Source organism: Stenotrophomonas sp. YJH_SMC_69, assembly GCF_059370495.1.
On sequence record NZ_JCAFTS010000005.1, the window covers coordinates 259,070 to 281,260 of the forward strand.

Genomic DNA, 22,191 nt, shown 5'->3' on the forward strand with positions numbered 1-22,191 from the left:
CTGTCGAGAGGGGGCGGATGGCCCTCTCCAAAACCGTTGGCGCCATGGATGGCGCCATCGAGCACCATGGAAGGGCTTTGGCGTGTTTTGGAGAGGGCCATCCGCCCTCTCCCCCACGTATCAATCAAGGCGCCGCACGGAGCGCTTGATAAAACCCTTATTCCGCCAGCATCGCCGCCAGCTTCTCCCGCGCCGGGCCAGCCAGCTTCGGGTTGTCCAGCGCGAAGCGGATCGTCGCCTCCACCAGACCCAGGTGCGTGCCGCAGTCGAAGCGGGTGCCCTCGAAACGATAGGCATCGACTTCTTCGGTCTTCAGCAGCTCGGCAATCGCATCGGTCAGCTGGATCTCGCCGCCGGCACCGGTCTGGGTCTGTTCCAGCAGCTCGAAGATCTTCGGGCTGAGCACGTAACGACCCACCACCGCCAGGTCGCTCGGCGCGTCCTCCGGCTTCGGCTTCTCGACGATCTGCGAAATACGGCCCTTGCGGCCATCGAACGCGTCGGTGGCGACGATGCCGTAACTGGCGGTCTTATCGTGCGGCACGTCTTCGACCGCGATCACGCTGGCGCCACTGGCTTCGTTGAGGTCGGCCATCTGCTTCAGCGCGCCCGCACCGCGGTTCCAGATCAGGTCGTCGGGCAGCAGTACGGCAAACGGCTCGTCACCGATCACCGACCTGGCACACAGCACCGCGTGCCCGAGGCCCAGCGCCTCGGCCTGGGTCACGAAGATCGCGCGCACACCATTGGGGAGCACGTGCCGGATCAGTTCCAGCTGCTCCTGCTTGCCAGCGCGCTCAAGCTTCTGCTCCAGCTCGTACGCCTTGTCGAAATAGTCGGCAACGGCGTGCTTGTAGCGGTTGGTGATGAACACCAGCGTGTCACAGCCGGCTTCGATCGCCTCATCCACCGCGTACTGGATCAGCGGCCGATCAATGATCGGCAGCATCTCCTTCGGCACAGTCTTGGTTGCTGGCAAAAAACGCGTCCCCAATCCTGCCACCGGGAAAACTGCTTTGCGAATTCGCTTGCTCATTGGTGCCTGTTGGCCTCACGTGCCGGAAAAGGCACGACTTTAGCGGATGAAATGTAAGCATCCTGTTCGATTGGCGAGAATTCCGGCATCGTCGCAAACAGGATTTCCTGGATGCGGGCGGTGTCGTAGCTGGCAATCGCCTCGCGCAGGCGCGGAACGTTGCCCAGCACCAGGTCGCGCGAGAACGTACGCACGCCGGCTTCAAGAATCTTCGGGTGCGCGGTGGAGCGGTAATCTTCGTCCGAATAGAACAGCGTCTCGTGCAGCTTCTCGCCCGGACGCAGGCCGGTATAGATGATCTGGATGTCCTTGTACGGCTGCTTGCCGGTCAGGCGGATCATCTGTTCGGCCAGCACGCGGATCGGCACCGGCTCGCCCATGTCGAGGGTATAGATCGCACCATGCGACGCCGATGCGGCCGCCTGCAGGATCAGCTGGCAGGCCTCGGGAATGGTCATGAAGTAGCGGCTGACTTCCGGGTCGGTGACCGTGACCGGGCCACCGCGCAGGATCTGCTCGCGGAACAGCGGCACCACGCTGCCGGCCGACGCCAGCACGTTGCCGAAGCGCACCGTGACAAAACGGGTATGCGTGGACTTCTGGTCCAGGCTCTGGCAGATCATCTCGGCGTAGCGCTTGCTCGCGCCCAGCGCATTGACCGGGTCGACCGCCTTGTCGGTGGAGATGAACACGAAATGCTCCACGCGGGCTTCCAGGCAGGCGCGCGCGACGTTCTCGGTCGCCAGGATGTTGTTGCGCACTGCTTCACGCAGCTGGCGTTCCAGCACCGGTACATGCTTGTAGGCGGCCGCATGGAAAGCGGTATCGACCGGGTGCAGCGACAGCGCGTGGCGGATCACCGCCGGGTCGCCACAGTCGCCCAGCACCGCCTCGATCTCGACATCGGGGAAGCTGCGACGCAGCTCGCCTTCGATGGTCAGCAGCAGCAGTTCGCTGATCTCCAGCAGGATGATGCGACCGGCACCATGCCGCGCGCACTGGCGGCACAGCTCCGAGCCGATCGAACCACCGGCGCCGGTAACCATCACGGTGCGCCCACCCAACCAGCCGCGGATCAGGTTCCAGTCCGGCATGATGGGCTTGCGCCCCAGCAGGTCCTCGATCGCCACTTCCTTCAGCTGGCCCGGCAGCGACTGGCCCTGCAGGATGTCACTGAGCTTGGGCACGGTACGGAACGGCACGCCGGTGCTTTCGCAGATCGCGACGACGCGCTGCATGCCTGCGGCGTCCAGCGACGGCATGGCAATGACCAGCAGCTTGGCAGCGGTCTCGCGGACCACCGTGGGCGCGTCATCCAGCGTACCCAGGATCGGCAGGCCCTGCAGCTTGGCGCCACGCAGGTGCGGCGCGTCGTCGAGCAGGCCGACCGGCTCGAAGTTGCCGGAGCGGCGCAGGTCGCGCACCAGGGTCTCGGCCGCCTGGCCGGCGCCGAGGATCAGCACGCGGCGGGCGCTGGAATCGGACTGCAGTGCCTGGTAGTCCTTCCAGGCGCGGTACAGCAGGCGCGGCGCGCCGAGCAGTGCCGACAGCGCGAACGGGTAGATCACCAGCACCGACATGGGTACGCCGTCGAAGCGCTTCCACATCAGCACCAGGATGATGGCCACCATGCCGATGAAGCTGGCCTTGAAGATGTTCAGCAGGTCGCTGACGCTGGCAAACCGCCACAGGCCGCGGTACAGGCCCACGCGCCAGAACACCAGGCCCTGCAGCAGCAGGACCAGGGTGGTATCGACGTTCCACAGGGGCAGCGCCGGGGCGTTGGGCAGGATCGAGTAACGCCCTGCATGGAGCAGCTGCCAGCATGCCCAGACCATGAAGAGGTCGTGGCAGACGATGGCCGAACGCGGCATCAGGCCGAGGATTCTGTCCCGCCAGGGTGAAGCCATAATTCAGGTAATTCCTTGTCGGTGGCGCATTCCATTGCGCAGGAGGAGCCAGAGGACGCTCAGCGCGATGAACCACGCGATCGCCACGACAGCCTCCCACCTCGGCTGCAAATTGGAGCAGACATTGAACACTGTAATACTGAACAGACCCAAAGCAAAGTACATCCCTGTCACCTGCGGGTGACTGGCTCCTGCCTGCACCGCGCGCTGGTAGACATGCTGGGTATGGGGTTCCATCCAGCGTTGTCCGGAAATGATGCGCGCCAGCAGTGTGAAGCCCGCGTCCACGAGGAACGGCGAAACCGGTACCAGCAGCAGGATCCAGTTAATATCGGTACGCACGCTGGCGATCGCCAGCACCACTGCGACCGCATACCCCAGCGCGCCGCTTCCAACATCGCCCATGAAGATCCGGGCGCGAGGGAAGTTGAACGGCAGGAATCCAAGGCAGGCCAGGCCCAGCGCCACGGCGGCCAGTGAATAGGGCCACGGCAGTACCGGCGCCAGCCCCAGCATCGCCACAACGGCCTGGCTGGCGGCGATGCCATTGATGCCGTCCATGAAGTTCCAGATGTTGATCAGCGACGCGGTGAACAGCAGCACCAGCACCGCCAACAGCCAGCTGCCACCATTCACCTTGACCAGGCCGGCCAACAGCGCTGCGGCGATGAAATGCACCAGCAGGCGACGCATCGCCGGCAGGGGCTTGTGGTCGTCCCACCAGCCGATACCGGCCACCAGCACCAGCCCAAGGCTGGCCACCAGCACCGTCGGCGTGCTTTCGGGCCAGGCCCAGATGGCCACGCCGGCGGTCACCAGCAGGCTGATGACGATGGCGATGCCGCCACCGCGCGGGGTGGCAACGCTATGGCTGCGACGCTCGCCCGGCTGGTCCATCAACTGCTGGCGCAGTGCATAGCCCCGCGCAGCCCAGGTCAGCAACGCACTGAGCAGGGCGAGCCCCAGCAGCGCGCCCATCACAAGCCAGGGCATGGATCAGAGCACCGCGTAGTTCAGCAGCGGCTTGACCGTCCCCCACTCCTTGCAGCTCGGGCACTGCCAGTGGTGGGTACGCGCACCGAAGCCGCAGCGCGTGCAGCGATAGGCCGGGTTGCGCACCAGCAGCTGGTCGGTGATGTGCTTGAGGTCATGCAGGGTGGCGGTGGAATCGGCTCCCTCGGCGAGGGTCAGATCGATCAGCGCGGATTCGCCACGTACCGACGGGCGATCCTTGAGCTGGCGACCGAGGTAGGCACGGGCCGGCGCCACGCCTTCCTGCTCTTCCATCAACCGGGTCAGCGCCAGTACCGGGGCGATGCCGCGGTAGTGCTCGGTCATCTCCGACAGGAACGCGCGTGCACCTGCCAGATCGCCGACCCTGCGATAGTTCTGCATCAGTGCCGGCAGCAGTTCCGGCAGGTATTCGGGATCGTTGCGCGCGGCGCGCTCGAAGGCGCGCACAGCGGCCTCTGGATTGCCCGCGTCGGTTTCCAGACGGCCCTCGATGATGCCGGCGCGCACCGACATCGCGTCGGCCTGGTAGGCGCGGGCGATCGCTGCCCTCGCCTCTTCCAGCTTGCCGGCGCCACGGAAACGTTCGGCCAGTTCGCATTCGAACTGTCCGATCAGCTTGCCCATCGGCTCGCCGGTGACGTCCTCGAAACGGGTCGCGTTGTCGATCGCCTTTTCCCAGTCGCGCTCGGCCTGGTAGATGCCGATCAGGTGCTTGAGTGCCTGCGGTGCACGCTGATCCAGCTGCGCCAGCTCGGTGAACACGGTCTCGGCACGGTCCAGCAGGCCGGACTTCATGTAGTCCTCGCCCAGCGCCAGCAGGGCCTGCACGCGCTGTGCATCACTGAGGTCGTGGCGGTTGACCAGGCCCTGGTGCAGGCGGATGGCGCGGTCGACTTCGCCGCGGCGGCGGAACAGGTGGCCCAGCGCGACCTGGGTCTCGAAGGTTTCCTTGTCCAGCTCGGCGATGTGCAGGAACAGCTCGATGGCCTTGTCCGGCTGCTCGTTGAGCAGGTAGTTCAGGCCACGGAAATAGGTGCTCGACAGGCGGCTGACCTGGCTGTCACCGTGGCGTTGACCACCGCGCCGCCCGATCACCCACCCAGCCAGGGCGGCCAGCGGAACGAACAGGAAGAACCAGAACCACTCGGTGACGAAATCCATCTTCGATCAGCGTCCATCAAAAGATTGAGGGGAAGCAACCGGTGCCGGCGTGGCGGCAGCGGACTTGTTGGCGCGGCGCAGCTGGCTGTAGAGCGGAATGACCACGCTCACCAACACCAGGCCAGCGCCAACGATGACGCCGATCAGCAACGCGGCAATGATGGCCACGCCGACCGAGGTCTTAAGCTGGGTGAACAGCAGGTTGATGGTCATCTCGTCCATGTTCATGGCACCGATGATCAACCCAAGAATGAGTACCGCCAGCAGGACCAGCAGACGAAAAACCTTCATGCGACAGCTCCAGTGGCAGGAGTCCGTAGCTTATCCGACTCGCGGCTGGATTCGCACGCGGTGGCGCGACGGAAGGCTCAGGCCGGATCGGCGTCCAGCGGCAGCACACTGCTGACCCGCTCGCGCAGTTCCTTGCCCGGCTTGAAATGGGGGACATGCTTGCCCGGCAGGGCAACCGATTCGCCGGTCTTCGGGTTGCGACCCAGGCGCGGCGGACGATAGTGCAGCGAGAAGCTGCCAAATCCACGGATTTCGATGCGATCCCCGGCGGACAGCGATCCGCCCATCATTTCCAGCAACGACTTCACCGCCAGATCGACATCATCGGCCTTCAGGTGCGCCTGGCGGCGCGCAAGGATTTCGATCAGTTCGGATTTGGTCATTACCGGCTCACATCAGGGGCATCTCAGCCTGAAACGGCCCGGGCAATGCCCGGGCCGTCCAGGAAACAACGAACAGCGTAAGGCCGATTACTCGGACTTGTTGCCGTTCAGCTGTGCACGCAGCAGCGCGCCCAGCTGGGTGGTGCCGCTGGAAGCCGAAGAGGACTGGTATTCCTCCAGCACTTCGCGCATTTCCGCGTCGTCCTTGGCCTTGATCGACAGCTGCAGGGTACGGCCCTTGCGGTCCATGCCCACGAACTTGGCTTCGACCTTGTCGCCGACCTTCAGGTGCTGGGTGGCGTCGTCAACGCGCTCGTTGGCGATGTCGCGGGCCGAGACGTAACCTTCGATGCCGTCAGCCAGCTCGATGATCGCGCCCTTGGCGTCGACTTCCTTCACCACGCCTTCAACCTTGGAGCCCTTCGGATTGGCAGCCATGTACTGGCCGAACGGATCCTGCTCCAGCTGCTTCACGCCCAGGGAGATGCGCTCGCGCTCCGGATCGACAGCCAGGACGACGGCGTCCAGGGTATCGCCCTTCTTGAAGTTGCGAACGACGTCTTCGCCGGTGGTGTTCCAGCTGATGTCGGACAGGTGGACCAGGCCGTCGATGCCGCCGTCCAGGCCGATGAAGATGCCGAAGTCGGTGATCGACTTGATCTGGCCCGACACCTTGTCACCCTTCTTGTGGGTGGCAGCGAAGGTTTCCCACGGATTGGCGGCAACCTGCTTCATGCCCAGCGAGATACGGCGACGCTCTTCATCGACGTCCAGCACCATCACTTCGACTTCATCACCAACCTGGACAACCTTGGACGGGTTGACGTTCTTGTTGGTCCAATCCATCTCCGAGACGTGCACCAGGCCTTCGACGCCCGGCTCGATCTCAACGAACGCACCGTAATCGGTGACGTTGGAGACCTTGCCGAAGACGCGGCTGTTGGCCGGGTAACGACGGCCGATGTTGTCCCACGGATCCTCTCCCAGCTGCTTCAGGCCCAGCGAAACGCGGTTGCGCTCGCGGTCGAACTTCAGCACGCGGACGTCCAGCTCGTCGCCGACGTTCACGACTTCCGACGGGTGACGCACGCGCTTCCACGCCATGTCGGTGATGTGCAGCAGGCCGTCGATACCGCCCAGGTCCACGAACGCGCCGTAATCGGTCAGGTTCTTGACGACACCCTTCAGGATCGCGCCTTCCTGCAGCTTGTCCATCAGCTGCTCGCGCTCTTCCGAGTGCTCGCTTTCGACGACAGCGCGGCGCGAGACCACGACGTTGTTACGCTTGCGGTCCAGCTTGATGAGCTTGAACTCGAGTTCCTTGCCTTCCAGGTAGGCCGGATCGCGCACCGGGCGCACATCGACCAGGGAACCCGGCAGGAAGGCGCGGACATCCTTGATGTCCACGGTGAAACCACCCTTGACCTTGCCGCTGATGCGGCCGGTGATGGTTTCGTTCTTTTCCAACGCTTCTTCCAGCTCGTCCCACACCATCGCGCGCTTGGCCTTCTCGCGCGACAGGACGGTTTCGCCGAAGCCGTTCTCGATCGAGTCGAGGGCGACCTTGACGATGTCGCCTTCGGCGACGTCGATTTCGCCAGCGTCGTTACGGAACTGTTCGATCGGCACGATGCCTTCGGACTTCAGGCCAGCGTTGATCACCACGACGTCGCCGCGGACTTCAACAACGGTACCGCTGACGATGGCGCCCGGCTTCAGCTTGGCCAGATTGGCCTGGCTGGCTTCAAACAGTTCGGCAAATGATTCGGTCATTAGATTTACTCTGTTGGACACATGGGTCGGTGGCGTCCCCTTCAGGGGAATGGCGACCGCCCGCCTGTTGGTCGACCCCGGAAACGCAGGTCGTGTGTAGTAGGAAAACCGCCACGCATCATTGCGCGACGGAGCTGGTACAGCACTGCTATGCGCGACCACCGCCGATGCTGCTGGCAGCGCTCCCGCGCGAACGGATCAGGCAGCCGGAACCGGAAGCAGATCCATCACTCTGGCAACGACATCATCGATGCCGATGCCTGTGGTGTCGATGAGGACAGCATCGTCTGCCGGCTTCAGGGGCGCCACGGTACGCTGGGCATCACGGGCGTCGCGGGCCATGATCTCGCGCAGGAGGTCATCAAAGTTAACAGAAACCCCCTTGTCTTTCAACTGCTTATGCCGGCGCTCGGCGCGCTCCTCGGCACTGGCGGTCAGGAAGACCTTGTAGGAGGCGTCCGGGAAGATCACCGTGCCCATGTCGCGGCCGTCGGCGACCAGGCCCGGCAGCTCCCTGAATGCGCGCTGGCGCTCCTTCAGGGCAGCGCGGACCTCGGGAATGGCGGCAATGGCCGAGGCCAGCGCACCGGTGGTCTCCAGGCGCAGCTCGTCGGTGGCATCGGTGCCGTTGACCATGACCCGCATGGCATCGCCCTGCTCGACAAACTGAACGTGGGTGTCGAAGGTGCAACGCACCAGCGCCGAGGCGTCGGAGGTATCGATGTCGGCCCAGCTTGCGGCCACGCCCACCGCCCGGTACAGCGCGCCCGAATCCAGGTAATGCCAGCCCATCCGGCGCGCGATGATGCGGCTGATGGTACCCTTGCCGGCCCCGGATGGGCCGTCGATGGTCAGGACGGGAGCGAGTGGATTCATGGGGGTCCCAGAGCGTGTGAAGAGGCCATTCTAGCCCCTGCCAGACGCCCCCAGCGGGATCTTTTGTGCAACCACTTGAAACCACGAGGAAAAGCCCGGTAGAATGGCGGGCTTGAACGAGCGTCAACTGCCGATTGTCTTTCGCATATCGCGGCCACGCTCCACCCGAACAACTACTGTTTACGCCGAGGTATGCCATGAAAGTCCTGTCCTCCCTGAAGTCGGCGAAGGCCCGTCACCGTGACTGCAAGGTCGTGCGTCGTCGTGGCAAGATCTTCGTCATCTGCAAGTCGAACCCGCGTTTCAAGGCGCGTCAGCGCTAAGCCTCACAGCCTTCCGGCTGCGGCTGGCCCTACGCGGGGCCGACCCGATGCAAGAAACCGCCTTCGGGCGGTTTTTTGTTTATGCGGCTTTTTCCTGCCGTTTTTGCTGTAATCGCCTTTCTTGACCACTGGGGAGTAGATCGAGATGAAGCGTTACCTGTCCGCCCTGGCCGTGATGGCCACCCTGGCCGCCGCCACACCGGCACTGGCCGATACCCTGCTTGTCGACCGTGCCCGCGAGAAGCCGGCCGGTGCCCTGCCCGTGCGCGGCCAGAGCATGCAGCAGGTGCAGGCGCAGTTCGGCGCGCCCAGCGAGCAGCTGCAGCCGCGTGGCGGGCAGAAGCGGCAATGGCCGACCATCAACCGCTGGGTGTACCCGCAGTTCACCGTCTACTTCGAGAAGCAGAAGGTGATCGACGTGGTGGCCAACCAGGCGGACCCGAACGAAATCGGCCCGAAACCGCCGATCCGTTGATCCCATTACCCGCCGTGGGCGGGCCTGTGTAGCGAGACCATGAACCAGACCCTTCGTTTTCCTGCCGAATGGGAAGCCCAGAGCGGCGTCCTGATTGCCTGGCCCACCGCCGATACCGACTGGGCTGACCGCCTGGGCCAGGTGGAAGAGACCTACATCGCCCTGGTCGCGGCCATCACCCGCTTCCAGCCGGTGCTGATCTGCGTGGCCGACGACGATGTGGAGACCTACGCCGAGATGCGGCTGCGCTCCAACCGCATCGACATGGACAAGGTCCACTTCACCACGGCGGCCTACGACGATACCTGGCTGCGCGACTCCGGCCCGATCACCCTGCGCCGTGCCGACGGCGGCTTCCAGCTGCTGGATTTCCGCTTCACCGGCTGGGGCGGCAAGTTCGACGCCACCCTGGATGACCAGCTGGTGGGCGTGCTCGACCAGGCCGGCGTATTCAACGATGCGCCGGTCCGCAGCATTCCGTTCGCGCTGGAAGGCGGCGGCATCGAGACCGACGGTGAAGGCACCCTGCTGACCACCTGGAAGTGCCTGCACGAGCGCCACCCGGACCGCGACCGCGCCAGCCTGAGCGCCGACCTGGCCGACTGGCTGCAGCAGGACCGCGTGCTGTGGCTGGACCACGGCTACCTGGAAGGCGACGACACCGACGCGCACATCGATACCCTCGCCCGCTTCGCCTCCGCTGACAGCATCGTCTACCAGGCCTGCGACGACGAGAGCGACTCGCATTACGCCGAACTGCAGGCGATGGGCAATGAGCTGGCCGCGCTACGCACCAGGGATGGCCAGCCGTACCGCCTGTTCCCGCTGCCGTGGGCCCGGCCGGTGATCGACGAAGGCCGTCGCCTGGCTGCCTCGTACGCCAACTACCTGATCGTCAACGGCGCGGTGCTGATGCCGGCCTATGGCGACCCGGCCGATGACCTGGCCCGCGACGTGCTGGCACAGGCGCACCCGGGCCGAGAGATCGTGCAGGTGCCCTGCCGCTCGCTGATCTGGCAGAACGGCAGCCTGCACTGCATCACCATGCAGCTGCCGGCCGGGCTGTTGAAGGCGTAACGGTCGTGCCGGCCGCTGGCCGGCAACCCTGCAATGCCTGATGGATCCACCGGATTGCCGGCCAGCGGCCGGCACTACCCGCTGCGCCATTCAGCGCGCGACACGCCGTCGCCGCCCATCCGCGCTAACATGCTGGTTTTCCCCCGCAGGAACGCCCCGCATGAACTCGCGCAGCCCCCTTACCGTCGCCCTGATCCAGGAGCGCAACCACGGTGATGCCGCCGCCAACCTGGCGGTGATCGAAGCACGCGTGGCCGAGGCGGCTGCGCAGGGTGCCAAGCTGGTGCTGCTGCAGGAACTGCATAACGGCCCGTACTTCTGCCAGCACGAATCGGTGGACGAGTTCGACCTGGCCGAGCCGATTCCGGGCCCGAGCACCGAGCGCCTTGGCGCGCTGGCGAAGCAGCATGGCGTGGTGCTGGTCGGCTCGCTGTTCGAGCGCCGCGCTGCCGGGCTGTACCACAACACCGCCGTGGTGTTCGAGAAGGACGGTACGCTGCTCGGCAAGTACCGCAAGATGCATATCCCGGACGACCCGGGCTTCTACGAGAAGTTCTACTTCACCCCGGGCGACATCGGCTTCAAGCCGATCGATACCTCGGTGGGCCGCCTGGGCGTGCTGGTGTGCTGGGACCAGTGGTACCCGGAAGCGGCGCGCCTGATGGCGCTGGCCGGCGCCGAGCTGCTGCTGTATCCGACTGCGATCGGCTGGGATCCGGACGACGTGCAGGACGAGAAGACCCGCCAGCGCGACGCCTGGGTGCTGAGCCATCGCGGCCATGCGGTGGCCAACGGCCTGCCGGTGCTGAGCTGCAACCGCGTCGGCCACGAGGCCTCGCCGCTGGGCGCGTCGGGCATCCAGTTCTGGGGCAACAGCCACGTGCTGGGCCCGCAGGGCGAGTTCCTGGCCGAGGCCGGCACCGAGGCCACCGTGCTGCTGTGCGACGTCGACCTGCAGCGCAGCGAGCACGTGCGCCGCATCTGGCCGTTCCTGCGTGATCGCCGCATCGATGCCTACGGCGACCTGCTCAAGCGCTACATCGACTGAGCCGGAGCCCGCGCATGGCCGTCCTCATCCGTGATGCCGGCCCGGCCGACATCGACGCGATCACCGCGATCTATGCGGTGGAAGTGACCGACTTCGTCAACACTTACGAGTACGACATCCCGGACGCGTCCGAGATGCTGCGCCGCATGCGCGACATCATCGACCGCGGCTTCCCCTACCTGGTCGCCGAGATTGACGGCCAGGTGGCCGGCTATGCCTACGCCAACACCTACCGCACCCGCGTTGCCTACCAGTGGACCGTGGAAAACTCGGTCTACGTCGATGCCGCGTTCCAGGGCAAGGGCGTCGGCACCGGCCTGCTGCAGGCGTTGATCGACGCCTGCGTGGCGCGTGGCTACCGGCAGATGGTGGCCGTGATCGGCGAACCGACCAATACCGCTTCAATCAAGCTGCACGAACGCTTCGGCTTCGAGCTGGTCGGCGTGTTCCGTGGCCTCGGCCGCAAGCATGGCCGCTGGCTGGACACCGTGCAGATGCAGCGCGCGCTCGGCGATGGCGCCGACACTGCACCTTCCAATGAATGAACCCATGACCGAAACCCTTCCCGAGACCGGCGACGACCTGTTCGCCGGCCAGCCGGTACGCGTCGTCGAACGCGACGGCGTGCGCTACACCCTGCTGGGCACCGCCCATGTTTCCCGCGCCAGCGTCGAGGCGGTGGAGAAAGCCATCGACAGCGGTCGCTTCGACGCCGTGGCCGTTGAACTGGACCCGCAGCGCCTGCAGGCACTGAGCGACCCGGACACGCTGGCCAAGCTCGACCTGGTCGAGGTGATCCGCAAGGGCCGCGTCGCCCTGTTCGCCGCCAACCTGGCCCTGTCCGCCTACCAGCGCCGCCTGGCCGAACAGCTCGACATCGAGCCGGGCGCGGAACTGAAACGCGCGGTGGAACTGGCGCGCGAGCGCGACCTGCCGGTGCACCTGATCGACCGCGAGGTCGGCCTGACCTTCCGCCGGGCGTCGCAGCGGCTTGGGTTCTTCGGCAAGCTGAAGCTGGTTGCCGGGCTGGGCGCCGGCCTGTTCTCGTCCGAGGAAGTGGGCGAGAACGAGATCGAAAAGCTCAAGCAGGGCGACATGCTGGAATCGAGCTTCGGTGAGTTCGCCAGCGAGAGCCCGGCGCTGTACGAAACCATCATCGGCGAGCGCGACCGCTACATGGCCACGCGCCTGCGCGAGGAGCACACCCCGCAGCAGCGTGAAGTGCTGGCGGTGGTCGGTGCCGGTCACCTGGCCGGGCTGGCGCGCTACCTGGAAACCGATACCGAGGCACCGGCGCCGCTGCGCGCCGAGCTGGAGGCGGTGCCGAAGAAGCGCAACATCCCGTGGTTCACGCTCGGCATCCTGGCGATCGTGGCGACCGGCATCGGTGTGGGCTTCTACCGCGGCGGCCTGGGCGTGGGCACCGAGCTGCTGGCGACCTGGGCAATGTATACCGGCGGCCTGGCGGGCCTGGGCTGCCTGCTGGCAGGCGGTCACCCGCTGAGCATTCTCACCGCGATCGCGGTGGCCCCGTTCAAGCCGTTCCGCCTGAGCATCCCGACCGGCGCATTCTCGGCGCTGGTGGAAGCGCGCCTGCGCAAGCCGGCCTACGAGGACTTCCTGAAGCTGCGCGACGATGCGCAGAGCCTGAAGGGCTGGTACCGCAATCGCGTTACCCGCGTGGTGCTGACCTTCATGCTGACCAACATCGGCAGCATGCTCGGCCTGTGGCTGACCACCTTCAAGGTGTGGGGCAAGGTGGCGGGGTAAGCCTCTCAACCGGCCACAGAATCTGTAGCGCCCGAGCCCATGCTCGGGAGACGCCGCGACGCGGCGAGCAAAAAAGGGGGAGACCGCCCCACTACGACCGGCCTCCCCTACACCACAACACGTTGGCGCGCATTACAGCCGGGCAGCGCCCGGCTCCATCCTCTCCAGCCCGCGTGCACGGCGGATCAACCGCGTCACGGCCGAGCGCAGGTCATCGAGCACCGCGTAGATGGTCGGCAGGAACAGCAGGCTGACCACCGTCGAGAACGCCAGCCCGCCCGCAATTGCACGCGCCATCGGCGAATACTCCGGGCCATTGCCGAACATCTGCGTATCGGTCAGCGAGATCGGGATCATCGCCAGGATCGCCGTGCCCATGGTCATCATGATCGGGCGCAGGCGTTCGCGTGAGCCTTCCACCAGCGCCTGGGTGCGGCCCATGCCGCTGCGCCGCAGGTTGTTGATGTGCTCGATCATCACGATGCCGTTGTTCACCACCACGCCCATCAGCACCAGGATGCCGATGAAGGACATGATCCCGAACGAGGTGCCGGTGATCCAGAACAGCCAGAACACGCCGAAGATCGAGAACAGCACGCCGCTCATGATCGCCGCCGGGAACAGCAGCGACTCGAACACCGCCGCCATCACCACGTAGATCATCACCAGTGCGATCAGCAGGTTGAACACCATCTGCTGCATGGCCTCGTCGTCGTTGCCGTAGTCGCCGCCGTCGAAGGTGAAGCCATAGCCGGCCGGGAAGTTCATCGGCTTGAGCACGGCTTCGATCGCCTTGCGCCCGTCCGGCGCGGTGACCTTCTCGGCCAGGTTGGCCTTGATGGTCAACGTGGTCTGGCGGTTGGTGCGGCCGATCTGGGTGGCCGACGAACCAACGTCCACGGTGACCAGGCTCAGCAGCGGCACGCTGCGGCCATCGCCGGTGCGCACGCTGAAACCGGCCAGGTCTTCCGGGCTGCTCTGCTCGGCGCCGGCAAAGCGCACCCACACCGGCACTTCGTTGTCACCGCGGCGGAACTCGCGCATCGGCGCGCCGCGCAGCGCCAGGCCGACGAAGCTGGCCACCTGCTCGGCATTGAAGCCGAACGCTGCGGCACGCTCGCGGTCGACGCGCACCTTCAGCTCGCCGCCCTTCTCGCCGTTGTCGATGCGCACGTCACGCAGCTCGGCACGCTGCGCCAGCAACGGCACCACTTCCTGGCCGATCTCCTGCAGCATCGAGCTGGAATCACCCACCAGCTGCACCTGCACGCCCTGGTTGCTGCCGCCACCGCCATCGCCGCCCTGGTTGCCGACGAAGTAATCGGTGCGTGCCGACTTCGGCAGGCCCTTGCGCAGTTCCTCCTGCAGCGACTTGATGTCCTTGGCGTATTTTTCGTCCAGGGTGACCACCGTGGAGCTGCCTTCCTGCTCGCTGTACCAGGAATACACCTGCTTCACGTGCAGGCGCTCGCGGTTCTGGTCGATCCAGTTCTCCACCCGCGCCACTTCCTCGGACATCTGGCGGTAGGTGTAGGCGCCCTTCCACATGTAGCCGATGAAGATGTCCTTGCCACCCTCACCACCGAACATGTCGACCTTGGTCAGCTTCATCGGCACCAGGCTGACCAGCACCACGAGCAGGATGCCGAGCAGGCTCCAACCGCGGTGATGCAGTGACCAGTCCAGCAGCTGCGCATAGCGTCGCTGCAGGCGCGCGATCAGGCCGGTCTGCGAGTGCACCAGCTTGGGCGTGGCCATGCGCGCGGACAGCATCGGGATCAGGCTGACCGCCACCAGCCACGAGGCCAGCAGCGAGACCGAGATGGTGATCGCGATCTGCGCCATGAAGATGCTGATGTTGTTGGTCTCGCCGAACAGGTTCGGCACGAACACGATGCAGTGGCACAGCGTGCCGGCGCTGAGCGCGATGGCCACGTTGCGGGTGCCGATGATCGAGGCCAGCCGTGGCTGCCCCGGCATGCGCTCGCGCTCCTGGTAGATGCTCTCCACCACCACCACCGCATTGTCGACCAGCATGCCGACGGCCAGCAGCAGGCCCATCATGGTCAGGATGTTGAGTGTCACCCCGACGAAGTACATGAAGCCGAGGGTGATGGTGAAGCAGATCGGAATGGCCAGCGTCACCATCAGCGTCGACGGCCAATGGCGCAGGAAGAAGAACAGCACGGTGACCGACAGGATCAGGCCGACCGCGCCGGCCTCGGCCAGCTCCAGCAGCGAGGACGTCACTGCCTTGCCCTGGTTGTCGATCACCTTGATCTGCACGTCGCGCATCGACGGCTGCGCGCGGATCGCCTCGACTTCGGCCAGCGCCGCACGCGAAACGTCCACCAGGTTGGCGCTGCGTTCCTTGAAGATGTCCAGGCCCACCGCCGGGTTGCCGTCCAGGCGGCGCCCGTAGTTCATCCGCGCCGGCTTCAGGCGGACGTCGGCGATATCACCCAGGCGCAGGCCCTTGGCGTTGATCACCAGGTCGCGCATCTCCTGAAGGTCGGTGATCTCGCCTACCGGCTGCACGCGCACGCGCTGGCCGTTGTCGTCGATCTGCCCGGCCGAGATCGAGAAGTTCAGCGTGCGCAGGCGCTCGCTCAGCTCGTTGATGCTCAACCCATGCGCGTTGAGCCGGTTCGGATCGATGGCGATCTCCACCTCGTTCGGCGGCGCACCGGTGATGTCGACCCGGGCCACACCGGGAATACGCTCGATGCGCCGCTTGAACTCACGGTCGAGCATGTCATAGGCGGTGGTCAGGTCGGTGGTGCTGGCCAGCCGCACCTTCAGCACGGGCTGGTCGCTGCTGGACCACTTGAACACGTTGTAGCGCTGCAGGTCGTCGGGCAGGTCGCTGCGGATCGCGTCGATACGCTCGCGCGCGTCCGACGCGGCAATGGCGATGTCGCGGTCCCAGTCGCTGAACTCGATGTAGATCAGCGCCGCCTCGGAGGTGGCCGACGAGCGCATGCGCTTGATGCCGGTCATCGTCGCCAGCGATTCCTCGACTGGACGGATGATGGTCCGTTCCACTTCTTCCGGGGTCGAGCCGGTGTAGGGAATCTGCACGAACAGGAACGGCGCGGAGATGTCCGGCAGCGCCTCCAACGGCAGCCGGAACGAAGCGATCAGGCCGATCACCACCAGCGACACGAAACACATGATGGTGGTGACCGGACGGCGGATGGAGAACTCGGCAACACTCATGCCGGTTCCTCCACACCCGCTGTGCCGCCCTCGTCGCCATGCAGGCCCTCACCGGCGTGCTTGCGGCCGCGCTCACGGTAGTAGGCGTCGCCGCGACGATCCATCAGGTCGTACACCACCGGGATCACCAGCAGCGTCAGCAGCGTCGACACCAGCAGGCCACCGATCACGGTGATCGCCATCGGTGCACGCACTTCGGCGCCCTCGCCCATCGCCACCGCCAGCGGCAGGAAGCCGAACAGCGTGCACAGCGTGGTCATGATGATCGGCCGCAGGCGCGAGCGCGCACCTTCCACCAGCGCCTCATGCTTGGCCACGCCGGCCTCGCGCAGCTGGTTGACCTTGTCGATCAGGATGATCGCGTTCTTGGTGACCAGGCCGACCAGCAGGATCAGGCCGATGAACACCACCACCGAGATGGGCTTTCCGGTCAGCATGAGCGCCAGGATCGCGCCGACCAGCGCCAGCGGGATGGTGAACAGGATCACGAACGGGTGCAGCAGGGATTCGAACTGCGAGGCCATCACCAGGTAGACCAGGAAGATCGCCAGGCCGAAGGCGAAGATCAGCGACTTCGCCGCCTGCGCCAGTTCCTCGCCCTGGCCGCCGATGTGCAGGCCGACGCCCGCGCCCAGCGGCTGCTCGGCCACCATCTGCTGCACTTCGCGCATGGCGGCGCCGAGGTCGATGTCGCGCAGGTTGGCCGATACCACCGCGACCCGGGTCTGGTCGGCACGATGGATCTCGCTGGGGCCGGTGGTGGCGACCACGTCGGCCACCGCGTCCAGGGTCACCGGGCGGGTGCTGCCCGGATTGACGATCAGCCGGCGGATGCTCTCCACGCTGGCGCGGTCACCTTCCTGGGCGCGCACCAGCACGTCGATCTTGCGGTCACGGAAGCTGTAGCGGGTGGCGACGTCGCCACGCACCTTCTTCACCACCACGTCGGCGATCTGGCGGGTGGTCAGGCCCAGTGCACCGGCGCGCTCCTGGTCGAAGCGGATCTGGATTTCCGGGAAGCCCTCTTCCACCGTCGACTTCACGTCGGCGTAGTGGGCGTTGCCGCGCAGCATCGCCGCCAGGCGCTGGCCGGCCACTTCCAGGGTCGCCATGTCCTGCCCGCGCAGTTCGATTTCCAGCGGCGTGGAAAAGCTGAACAACGCCGGCCGCGCGAAGTCGACCTGGGCACCCGGGTGCTGGCTCATGGTGCCGCGCAGGCGCTCGGTGATCGCCGCTTCAGTGTGCGCATTGCCGCCACCTTCCATCACCACAGTCAGCTTGCCGATGTTCTCGCCACTTTCGGTCGGGCTGGCATCCAGCCGGGTGCCGCTGCCACTGACGCCATACAGCGAGGCCACGCCTTCGCCCTTGCCATGCGCCAGCTGCAGCTCGCGCACCAGCGCATCGGTCTGCTTCAGCGGCGTGCCGGCCGGCAGCTTCACCGTCATTTCGAAACGGTCCTGCGCCAGCTGCGGGATCAGGTCGGCGCCAAGCATCGGCACCAGCGCCATGGTCGCCACGAAAATGATGGCTGCCACGCCCAGCACCTTGCCGGGATGCGCCAGCGCACTCGGCAGCAGGCGCAGGTAGCCTCGCTCGGCGCCTGCATAGGGCTTCATCGCCAGGTCGCTGGCCTTGCGCATCACCGGGCCGACCACCGCCACCACGCCGCGCCACAGGCGCACCACGAGCCAGGCCAGCGCATAGAAGCTCCAGCGCACGCTGGCGAGCACGCCACGGCGGCCCAGTGCAACCGGCTTCTGCCAACGCTTCTGCGGCTGCCATGCTGCGTTCGGCGCCTCTTCCGGGAACGCCAGCGGCGGCCGCCCCTTCAGCGAGCTCAGCATCGGGATCAGGGTCATCGACACCAGCAGCGAGATCGCGATGGCGATCGCCACGGTCAGCGCCTGGTCGCGGAACAGCTGCCCGGCGATGCCATCGACGAACACCAGCGGCAGGAACACCGCGATGGTGGTCAGGGTCGAGGCGACCACGGCCATGCTCACTTCACGGGTGCCGGCGATCGCCGCCTGCAGGATGCCCAGGCCACGCTCACGGGCCTTGGCGATGCTCTCCAGCACCACGATCGAGTCATCCACCACCAGGCCGGTGGCCAATGCCAGGCCACCCAGCGACATCACGTTCAAGCTCAGGCCGAGCTGGCCCATGAAGAAGAACGTGGCGATGATCGAGACCGGCAACGACAGGCTGATCACGAACGTACTCCAGCCATCGCGCAGGAACAGGAAGATGATCAGGATCGCCAGCAGGCCGCCGATCACGGCATCCTTCTTGACGTCGGCGATGGCGTGCTCGATGAAGCGCGACTGGTCCTCGATGGTGGTCAGCTCGACATCGGACGGGAACGTGCCCTTGATCTGCTCCAGGCGCTTGCGCAGCGCTTCAGCGGTGGACACGGTGTTGGCGTCGCCTTCCTTGTAGATGGCCAGCTCGACCGACTCCTTGCCGCCCAGGCGGATGATCGCTTCGCGCTCCTTGTAGCCCTGGCGCACGGTGGCCACGTCCTTCAGGCGCACCGGCACGCCGTTGGCAACCACGCTGGAGCCACCGCCGGACGATGCGCTCTGTGCCGCCGACGCCGCCGCGATGGCGGCCGCCGAACCGGTCGACGCGGCGATGTTGAACATCTGCTGCAGCGCCGAGTCCGCCGCGCTGCCATTGGCGGCCTGGGTGGTCACCAGCAGGTTGCGGATCTCCTCCAGGTCGGCGAACTGGTTGACGGTACGCACCAGGAAGCGCTGCGAGCCCTCCTCCAGGCGGCCGCCGGAAATGTTGATGTTCTCGTCCTTCAGGCGCTTGATGACGGTATCGATCGGCAGGTTCAGCTGGGCAAGCTTCTGCTGGTCGATGTCGACCTGGATCTCGTCCTCCAGGCCGCCGCCCACCTTCACTGCCGCCACACCGGTGACCGGCTCCAGCTTCTTCTTGAGGTCTTCATCGGCATAGCGGCGCAGGCCGGTCAGCTCGCGCACCGCATCGGCATCGCTGGTCGGCGCCGTCTTGTTCGACAGCACCAGGCGCATGATCGGCTCGGTGGACGGATTGAAGCGCAGCAGCACCGGGGCCTTGGCCTCCAGCGGCAGGTTCAGCGCTTCCATCTTGTCGCGCACCTCCAGGCTGGCCTGGTCCATGTTGGTGCCCCAGGCGAATTCCAGCACCACGTCGCTCTGGCCGGTGCGCGAGACCGACTTCAGCTTGCGCAGGTTCTTGACCACGCCGACCGCTTCTTCGACCGGCTGGGTGATCAGGGTTTCGATTTCAGTCGGCGCTGCACCGGTGTATTCGGTGCGCACGGTCAGCGTCGGGTAGCTCAGGTCGGGCAGCAGGTTGACCTTGAGATTGCCCAGCGCGATCAGGCCGAACAGCAGCAGCGTGACCGTGCACATGGCGATGGTCACGCGGCGGCGGGTGGCAAACTCCACCAGGCCGCCGCGCATGCCGCCGGCGGCGCCGTCGCTCGCCGGCGAGGCACCGTGGTCGTGGCCCGGGGCGGTCATTGCTTGCTCCCGGCCTTGTCTGCGGGCTTGGCGGCCGCAGCGACCGTCTTCGCCTTCGGATCGGCAATCACCTGCACCGTGGTGCCGTCGCGCAGGGCGACCTTGCCGGCGGTGACCACCTGATCACCGGCCGTCAGGCCATCACGGATCTCCACCCACGGGCCCTCGGCGTAACCCAGCTTGACCGGAACGCGTGCGACCTTGCCTTCGCGCACGCGGAACACCGCCGGCTCACCGTCGTCGAGCAACGCCAGGCGCGGTACGACCAGCGCATCGGCACGCTGGTCGTAGTCGATGCGGATGCGACCGAACATGCCGGGCTGCAGCGCGTGTGCGGCGCCGTCGAAGGCGCTGACCACGCGAAACGTGCCGCTGCCCGAATCCACCACCGGCGCGATGCGATCAACGGTGCCGGTGAAGCTCTGCCCCGGCAGCGCGTCGGCCGCCAGCGTCACCGGCTGGCCGGCGCGCAGGGTGGCCAGTTCACGCTCGGGCACGTTGAGGGTGGCTTCCAGCCGCGAGTTGTCGACGATGCGGAAGATCGGCGTGTTGATCTGCACGAAGTTGCCGGTCTTGATCGAGCGCGATGCGATCACGCCGGAGATCGGCGCCACCACCGTGGTGTAGGACAGCTCCAGCGTGGCCAGCCGGTACTGCGCACGGACGTTTTCCAGGTCGTAGCGCAGCTGGTCGACATCGGCGGCGCTGACCATCTGCTGGCCGACCAGCTTCTGTGCGCGCTGGTAGTTGTTTTCCAGCTTGCGCATCTGCGCTTCGCTCTGCGCCACCGCCAGGCGCGCGCGGTCCGGGTCCAGCCGCACCAGCGGCTGGCCGGCGGTGACCCGCTGACCTTCCTCGACCAGCACCGCCAGTGCCACGCCGGAGGTCTTGGCGACCACCTGCGATTCGGCGCGTGGTTCCAGCGCGGCGGTACCGGTGTAACTGGCCGCAACCGCGCGATGGCTGGCCACCGCCACCTCGACCGGGACCGCATCGACCTTCTTTTCCTCCTTGGTCTCGGCGGCCTTGGCTTCGGAATTGGGCCCTGCGGCGCAACCGCCCAGCAGCAGGGAGGTGGAGATCAGCAGTACGGCAGCGCAGATTCCGCTGCGACGGCCGGACAGGAAGGTTGGGTGCGACATCGTCGGGTCCCTGAAGGATGCGTGGACAGGTGTGGTAGCAAAGTAATGCACCACTTCACGGCAACACCATATCCCAAAGGTCATGGTGCCTTCACGCCGCTGGTCGGCGCGCCCCCATTTCAGCTAGATGAAACCTGAGGCTATACTCGGGTCGTTCCGTACCCCACGCCGGAACGACCAGACCCGAATCCCCGGAAACGACACCATGCGCCCGCAGCCGCTCGCCGCTTGTCTCGCTCTGGCCGTCCTCCTGCCCCTTGGGGCCGCCGCACAGCCCGCTCCTGCTCCTGCCACACCCGCCCCGGCCCCGGCTCCCGCCGTTGCGCCAGCGCCCGCCGCACCCACCGGCAACTTCGACAATGGCCGCGTCCTGGCCTACACCTGCCAGGGCTGCCACGGGATCACCGGCTACAAGAACGCCTACCCCAGTTACCGGGTGCCGAAGATCGGCGGCCAGACCCAGCAGTACCTGGCCCAGGCCCTGACCGAGTACCGCCAGGGCAAGCGCCGGCATCCGACGATGCAGGCGCAGTCGATGAGTTTCAGCGAACAGGAGATCGCCGATCTCTCTGTTTACCTGTCCACCGTCAAGTAAGGCCCGCCCATGTCGAAAGCCGCGCATCCGATGCGTCACGCCATCGCCCTGTCCGTTGCCCTGCTGCTGGCCGCCTGCTCACAGTCGCAGGTGGAAAACAGCGAAAAATCGGCCGCCGACCCGGGCCATGCCAGCGGCGAGCACGGTTCATCGTCCTCCGCCGGCCTGCCGGCAGGTCGCGAGGCCGCCGGTGAGGCCCGCGCCAAGGTGAAGGGCAAAGCCACCAACCAGAGCTGCATCGACTGCCATGGGGCCGAGGGCAATGCGCCGATCGATCCGACCTATCCGAAGCTGGGTGGGCAGTACGGTGACTACCTGGCGCACGCGCTGCAGGCCTACCGCGCCGGTGACCGCCAGCATGCGCTGATGACGCCGCAGGCGAAGGACCTGAGTGATCAGGACATCGCCGATCTGGCGGCGTACTTCGGCAGCCGGCCGAGCCAGCTGCGGGATCTGCACGGGGTCAAATGACGGCCGGCCCCCCGGTCGGTGCGGACCGTCGGTTGGTAGGTGCGGACCGTTGGTTGGTAGGTGCGGATCGTTGGTCCGCACAGATTCCGGATATCCACGCATGGCGTGG

Annotated in this window: 19 protein-coding genes; 8 read left to right on the plus strand and 11 right to left on the minus strand. The window is 66.0% G+C overall.

The genetic code is table 11. The annotated features are described in order from the left end of the window. Positions 1-157: 157 nt before the first annotated feature. The 8 genes from galU to cmk form a co-directional block, all read right to left on the minus strand. Positions 158-1,036 carry a UTP--glucose-1-phosphate uridylyltransferase GalU gene (gene galU, locus AC5P8F_RS11280; protein ID WP_032960751.1) on the minus strand — a complete coding sequence of 293 codons (879 nt, stop codon included), beginning with the start codon at positions 1,034-1,036 and terminating at the stop codon, positions 158-160. Then, complete coding sequence (locus AC5P8F_RS11285) at positions 1,033-2,946, minus strand: polysaccharide biosynthesis protein (RefSeq protein WP_014646852.1); 1,914 nt, start codon at positions 2,944-2,946, stop codon at positions 1,033-1,035. The genes galU and AC5P8F_RS11285 overlap by 4 nt, the downstream gene beginning before the upstream one ends. 3 nt (positions 2,947-2,949) lie before the next feature. Then, complete coding sequence (locus tag AC5P8F_RS11290) at positions 2,950-3,939, minus strand: MraY family glycosyltransferase (RefSeq protein ID WP_046430191.1); 990 nt, start codon at positions 3,937-3,939, stop codon at positions 2,950-2,952. Between the two features lie 3 nt (positions 3,940-3,942). Beyond that, positions 3,943-5,121: a lipopolysaccharide assembly protein LapB gene (gene lapB / locus AC5P8F_RS11295; protein ID WP_014646850.1), complete on the minus strand. Its 1,179-nt coding sequence runs from the start codon at positions 5,119-5,121 to the stop codon at positions 3,943-3,945. 6 nt (positions 5,122-5,127) lie between these two features. Beyond that, positions 5,128-5,412 carry a LapA family protein gene (locus AC5P8F_RS11300; protein WP_014646849.1) on the minus strand — a complete coding sequence of 95 codons (285 nt, stop codon included), beginning with the start codon at positions 5,410-5,412 and terminating at the stop codon, positions 5,128-5,130. Positions 5,413-5,489: 77 nt separating this feature from the next. Continuing rightward, on the minus strand, positions 5,490-5,795 hold the full coding sequence (locus AC5P8F_RS11305; RefSeq protein ID WP_005409286.1) for an integration host factor subunit beta: 306 nt from the start codon (positions 5,793-5,795) through the stop codon (positions 5,490-5,492). An 87-nt stretch (positions 5,796-5,882) separates the two neighbouring features. Next, a complete protein-coding gene (gene rpsA / locus AC5P8F_RS11310) occupies positions 5,883-7,568 on the minus strand; it encodes a 30S ribosomal protein S1 (protein WP_005416230.1) in 1,686 nt (561 codons plus the stop codon). 198 nt (positions 7,569-7,766) lie between these two features. After that, on the minus strand, positions 7,767-8,444 hold the full coding sequence (gene cmk, locus AC5P8F_RS11315) for a (d)CMP kinase (protein WP_014036894.1): 678 nt from the start codon (positions 8,442-8,444) through the stop codon (positions 7,767-7,769). A 197-nt stretch (positions 8,445-8,641) separates the two neighbouring features. Here cmk and ykgO point away from each other — a divergent pair, with 197 nt between their 5' ends. From ykgO to AC5P8F_RS11345, 6 genes are all read left to right on the plus strand, one after another. Further along, positions 8,642-8,767, plus strand: a complete 126-nt coding sequence (gene ykgO / locus AC5P8F_RS11320) for a type B 50S ribosomal protein L36 (RefSeq protein ID WP_005409283.1) — start codon at positions 8,642-8,644, stop codon at positions 8,765-8,767. 175 nt (positions 8,768-8,942) lie between these two features. Continuing rightward, positions 8,943-9,242 carry a hypothetical protein gene (locus AC5P8F_RS11325; RefSeq protein ID WP_227837998.1) on the plus strand — a complete coding sequence of 100 codons (300 nt, stop codon included), beginning with the start codon at positions 8,943-8,945 and terminating at the stop codon, positions 9,240-9,242. Between the two features lie 39 nt (positions 9,243-9,281). Beyond that, positions 9,282-10,319 (plus strand): agmatine deiminase family protein, encoded by a 1,038-nt coding sequence (locus AC5P8F_RS11330; protein WP_014646848.1) that lies wholly within the window; start codon positions 9,282-9,284, stop codon positions 10,317-10,319. Positions 10,320-10,479: 160 nt separating this feature from the next. Continuing rightward, complete coding sequence (locus tag AC5P8F_RS11335; RefSeq protein WP_032960744.1) at positions 10,480-11,367, plus strand: carbon-nitrogen hydrolase; 888 nt, start codon at positions 10,480-10,482, stop codon at positions 11,365-11,367. Positions 11,368-11,381: 14 nt separating this feature from the next. Next, on the plus strand, positions 11,382-11,912 hold the full coding sequence (locus AC5P8F_RS11340; RefSeq protein ID WP_014646846.1) for a GNAT family N-acetyltransferase: 531 nt from the start codon (positions 11,382-11,384) through the stop codon (positions 11,910-11,912). A gap of 4 nt (positions 11,913-11,916) precedes the next feature. Further along, positions 11,917-13,137 (plus strand): TraB/GumN family protein, encoded by a 1,221-nt coding sequence (locus tag AC5P8F_RS11345; RefSeq protein WP_014646845.1) that lies wholly within the window; start codon positions 11,917-11,919, stop codon positions 13,135-13,137. A gap of 132 nt (positions 13,138-13,269) precedes the next feature. On the opposite strand, the gene AC5P8F_RS11350 is transcribed toward AC5P8F_RS11345, so the two are convergent. From AC5P8F_RS11350 to AC5P8F_RS11360, 3 genes are read right to left on the minus strand one after another with little or no spacing between them, the layout of a single operon-like run. After that, positions 13,270-16,356, minus strand: coding sequence for an efflux RND transporter permease subunit (locus AC5P8F_RS11350; RefSeq protein WP_134808770.1), 3,087 nt, complete (start codon positions 16,354-16,356; stop codon positions 13,270-13,272). Continuing rightward, positions 16,353-19,814 carry an efflux RND transporter permease subunit gene (locus tag AC5P8F_RS11355; protein ID WP_238381442.1) on the minus strand — a complete coding sequence of 1,154 codons (3,462 nt, stop codon included), beginning with the start codon at positions 19,812-19,814 and terminating at the stop codon, positions 16,353-16,355. The genes AC5P8F_RS11350 and AC5P8F_RS11355 overlap by 4 nt, the downstream gene beginning before the upstream one ends. Before the next feature lie 56 nt (positions 19,815-19,870). Continuing rightward, a complete protein-coding gene (locus tag AC5P8F_RS11360; RefSeq protein WP_495228208.1) occupies positions 19,871-21,016 on the minus strand; it encodes an efflux RND transporter periplasmic adaptor subunit in 1,146 nt (381 codons plus the stop codon). Positions 21,017-21,221: 205 nt separating this feature from the next. Here AC5P8F_RS11360 and AC5P8F_RS11365 point away from each other — a divergent pair, with 205 nt between their 5' ends. Together AC5P8F_RS11365 and AC5P8F_RS11370 are read left to right on the plus strand one after the other, a co-directional pair. Next, positions 21,222-21,611 carry a c-type cytochrome gene (locus AC5P8F_RS11365; RefSeq protein WP_014646842.1) on the plus strand — a complete coding sequence of 130 codons (390 nt, stop codon included), beginning with the start codon at positions 21,222-21,224 and terminating at the stop codon, positions 21,609-21,611. 9 nt (positions 21,612-21,620) lie between these two features. Then, on the plus strand, positions 21,621-22,082 hold the full coding sequence (locus AC5P8F_RS11370; protein WP_135968252.1) for a c-type cytochrome: 462 nt from the start codon (positions 21,621-21,623) through the stop codon (positions 22,080-22,082). Positions 22,083-22,191: the final 109 nt, after the last annotated feature.

Bases quoted from the DNA above. Each gene is read 5' to 3' on its own strand.
- ykgO (WP_005409283.1), top strand. From the start codon at position 8,642: ATGAAAGTCCTGTCCTCCCTGAAGTCGGCGAAGGCCCGTCACCGTGAC.
- AC5P8F_RS11285 (WP_014646852.1), bottom strand. From the start codon at position 2,946: ATGGCTTCACCCTGGCGGGACAGAATCCTCGGCCTGATGCCGCGTTCG.
- AC5P8F_RS11365 (WP_014646842.1), top strand. From the start codon at position 21,222: ATGCGCCCGCAGCCGCTCGCCGCTTGTCTCGCTCTGGCCGTCCTCCTG.
- rpsA (WP_005416230.1), bottom strand. From the start codon at position 7,568: ATGACCGAATCATTTGCCGAACTGTTTGAAGCCAGCCAGGCCAATCTG.
- AC5P8F_RS11370 (WP_135968252.1), top strand. From the start codon at position 21,621: ATGTCGAAAGCCGCGCATCCGATGCGTCACGCCATCGCCCTGTCCGTT.
- AC5P8F_RS11335 (WP_032960744.1), top strand. From the start codon at position 10,480: ATGAACTCGCGCAGCCCCCTTACCGTCGCCCTGATCCAGGAGCGCAAC.
- AC5P8F_RS11305 (WP_005409286.1), bottom strand. From the start codon at position 5,795: ATGACCAAATCCGAACTGATCGAAATCCTTGCGCGCCGCCAGGCGCAC.
- cmk (WP_014036894.1), bottom strand. From the start codon at position 8,444: ATGAATCCACTCGCTCCCGTCCTGACCATCGACGGCCCATCCGGGGCC.
- AC5P8F_RS11300 (WP_014646849.1), bottom strand. From the start codon at position 5,412: ATGAAGGTTTTTCGTCTGCTGGTCCTGCTGGCGGTACTCATTCTTGGG.
- AC5P8F_RS11345 (WP_014646845.1), top strand. From the start codon at position 11,917: ATGACCGAAACCCTTCCCGAGACCGGCGACGACCTGTTCGCCGGCCAG.
- galU (WP_032960751.1), bottom strand. From the start codon at position 1,036: ATGAGCAAGCGAATTCGCAAAGCAGTTTTCCCGGTGGCAGGATTGGGG.
- AC5P8F_RS11355 (WP_238381442.1), bottom strand. From the start codon at position 19,814: ATGCGCGGCGGCCTGGTGGAGTTTGCCACCCGCCGCCGCGTGACCATC.
- AC5P8F_RS11290 (WP_046430191.1), bottom strand. From the start codon at position 3,939: ATGCCCTGGCTTGTGATGGGCGCGCTGCTGGGGCTCGCCCTGCTCAGT.
- AC5P8F_RS11360 (WP_495228208.1), bottom strand. From the start codon at position 21,016: ATGTCGCACCCAACCTTCCTGTCCGGCCGTCGCAGCGGAATCTGCGCT.
- AC5P8F_RS11340 (WP_014646846.1), top strand. From the start codon at position 11,382: ATGGCCGTCCTCATCCGTGATGCCGGCCCGGCCGACATCGACGCGATC.
- AC5P8F_RS11350 (WP_134808770.1), bottom strand. From the start codon at position 16,356: ATGAGTGTTGCCGAGTTCTCCATCCGCCGTCCGGTCACCACCATCATG.
- AC5P8F_RS11325 (WP_227837998.1), top strand. From the start codon at position 8,943: ATGGCCACCCTGGCCGCCGCCACACCGGCACTGGCCGATACCCTGCTT.
- AC5P8F_RS11330 (WP_014646848.1), top strand. From the start codon at position 9,282: ATGAACCAGACCCTTCGTTTTCCTGCCGAATGGGAAGCCCAGAGCGGC.
- lapB (WP_014646850.1), bottom strand. From the start codon at position 5,121: ATGGATTTCGTCACCGAGTGGTTCTGGTTCTTCCTGTTCGTTCCGCTG.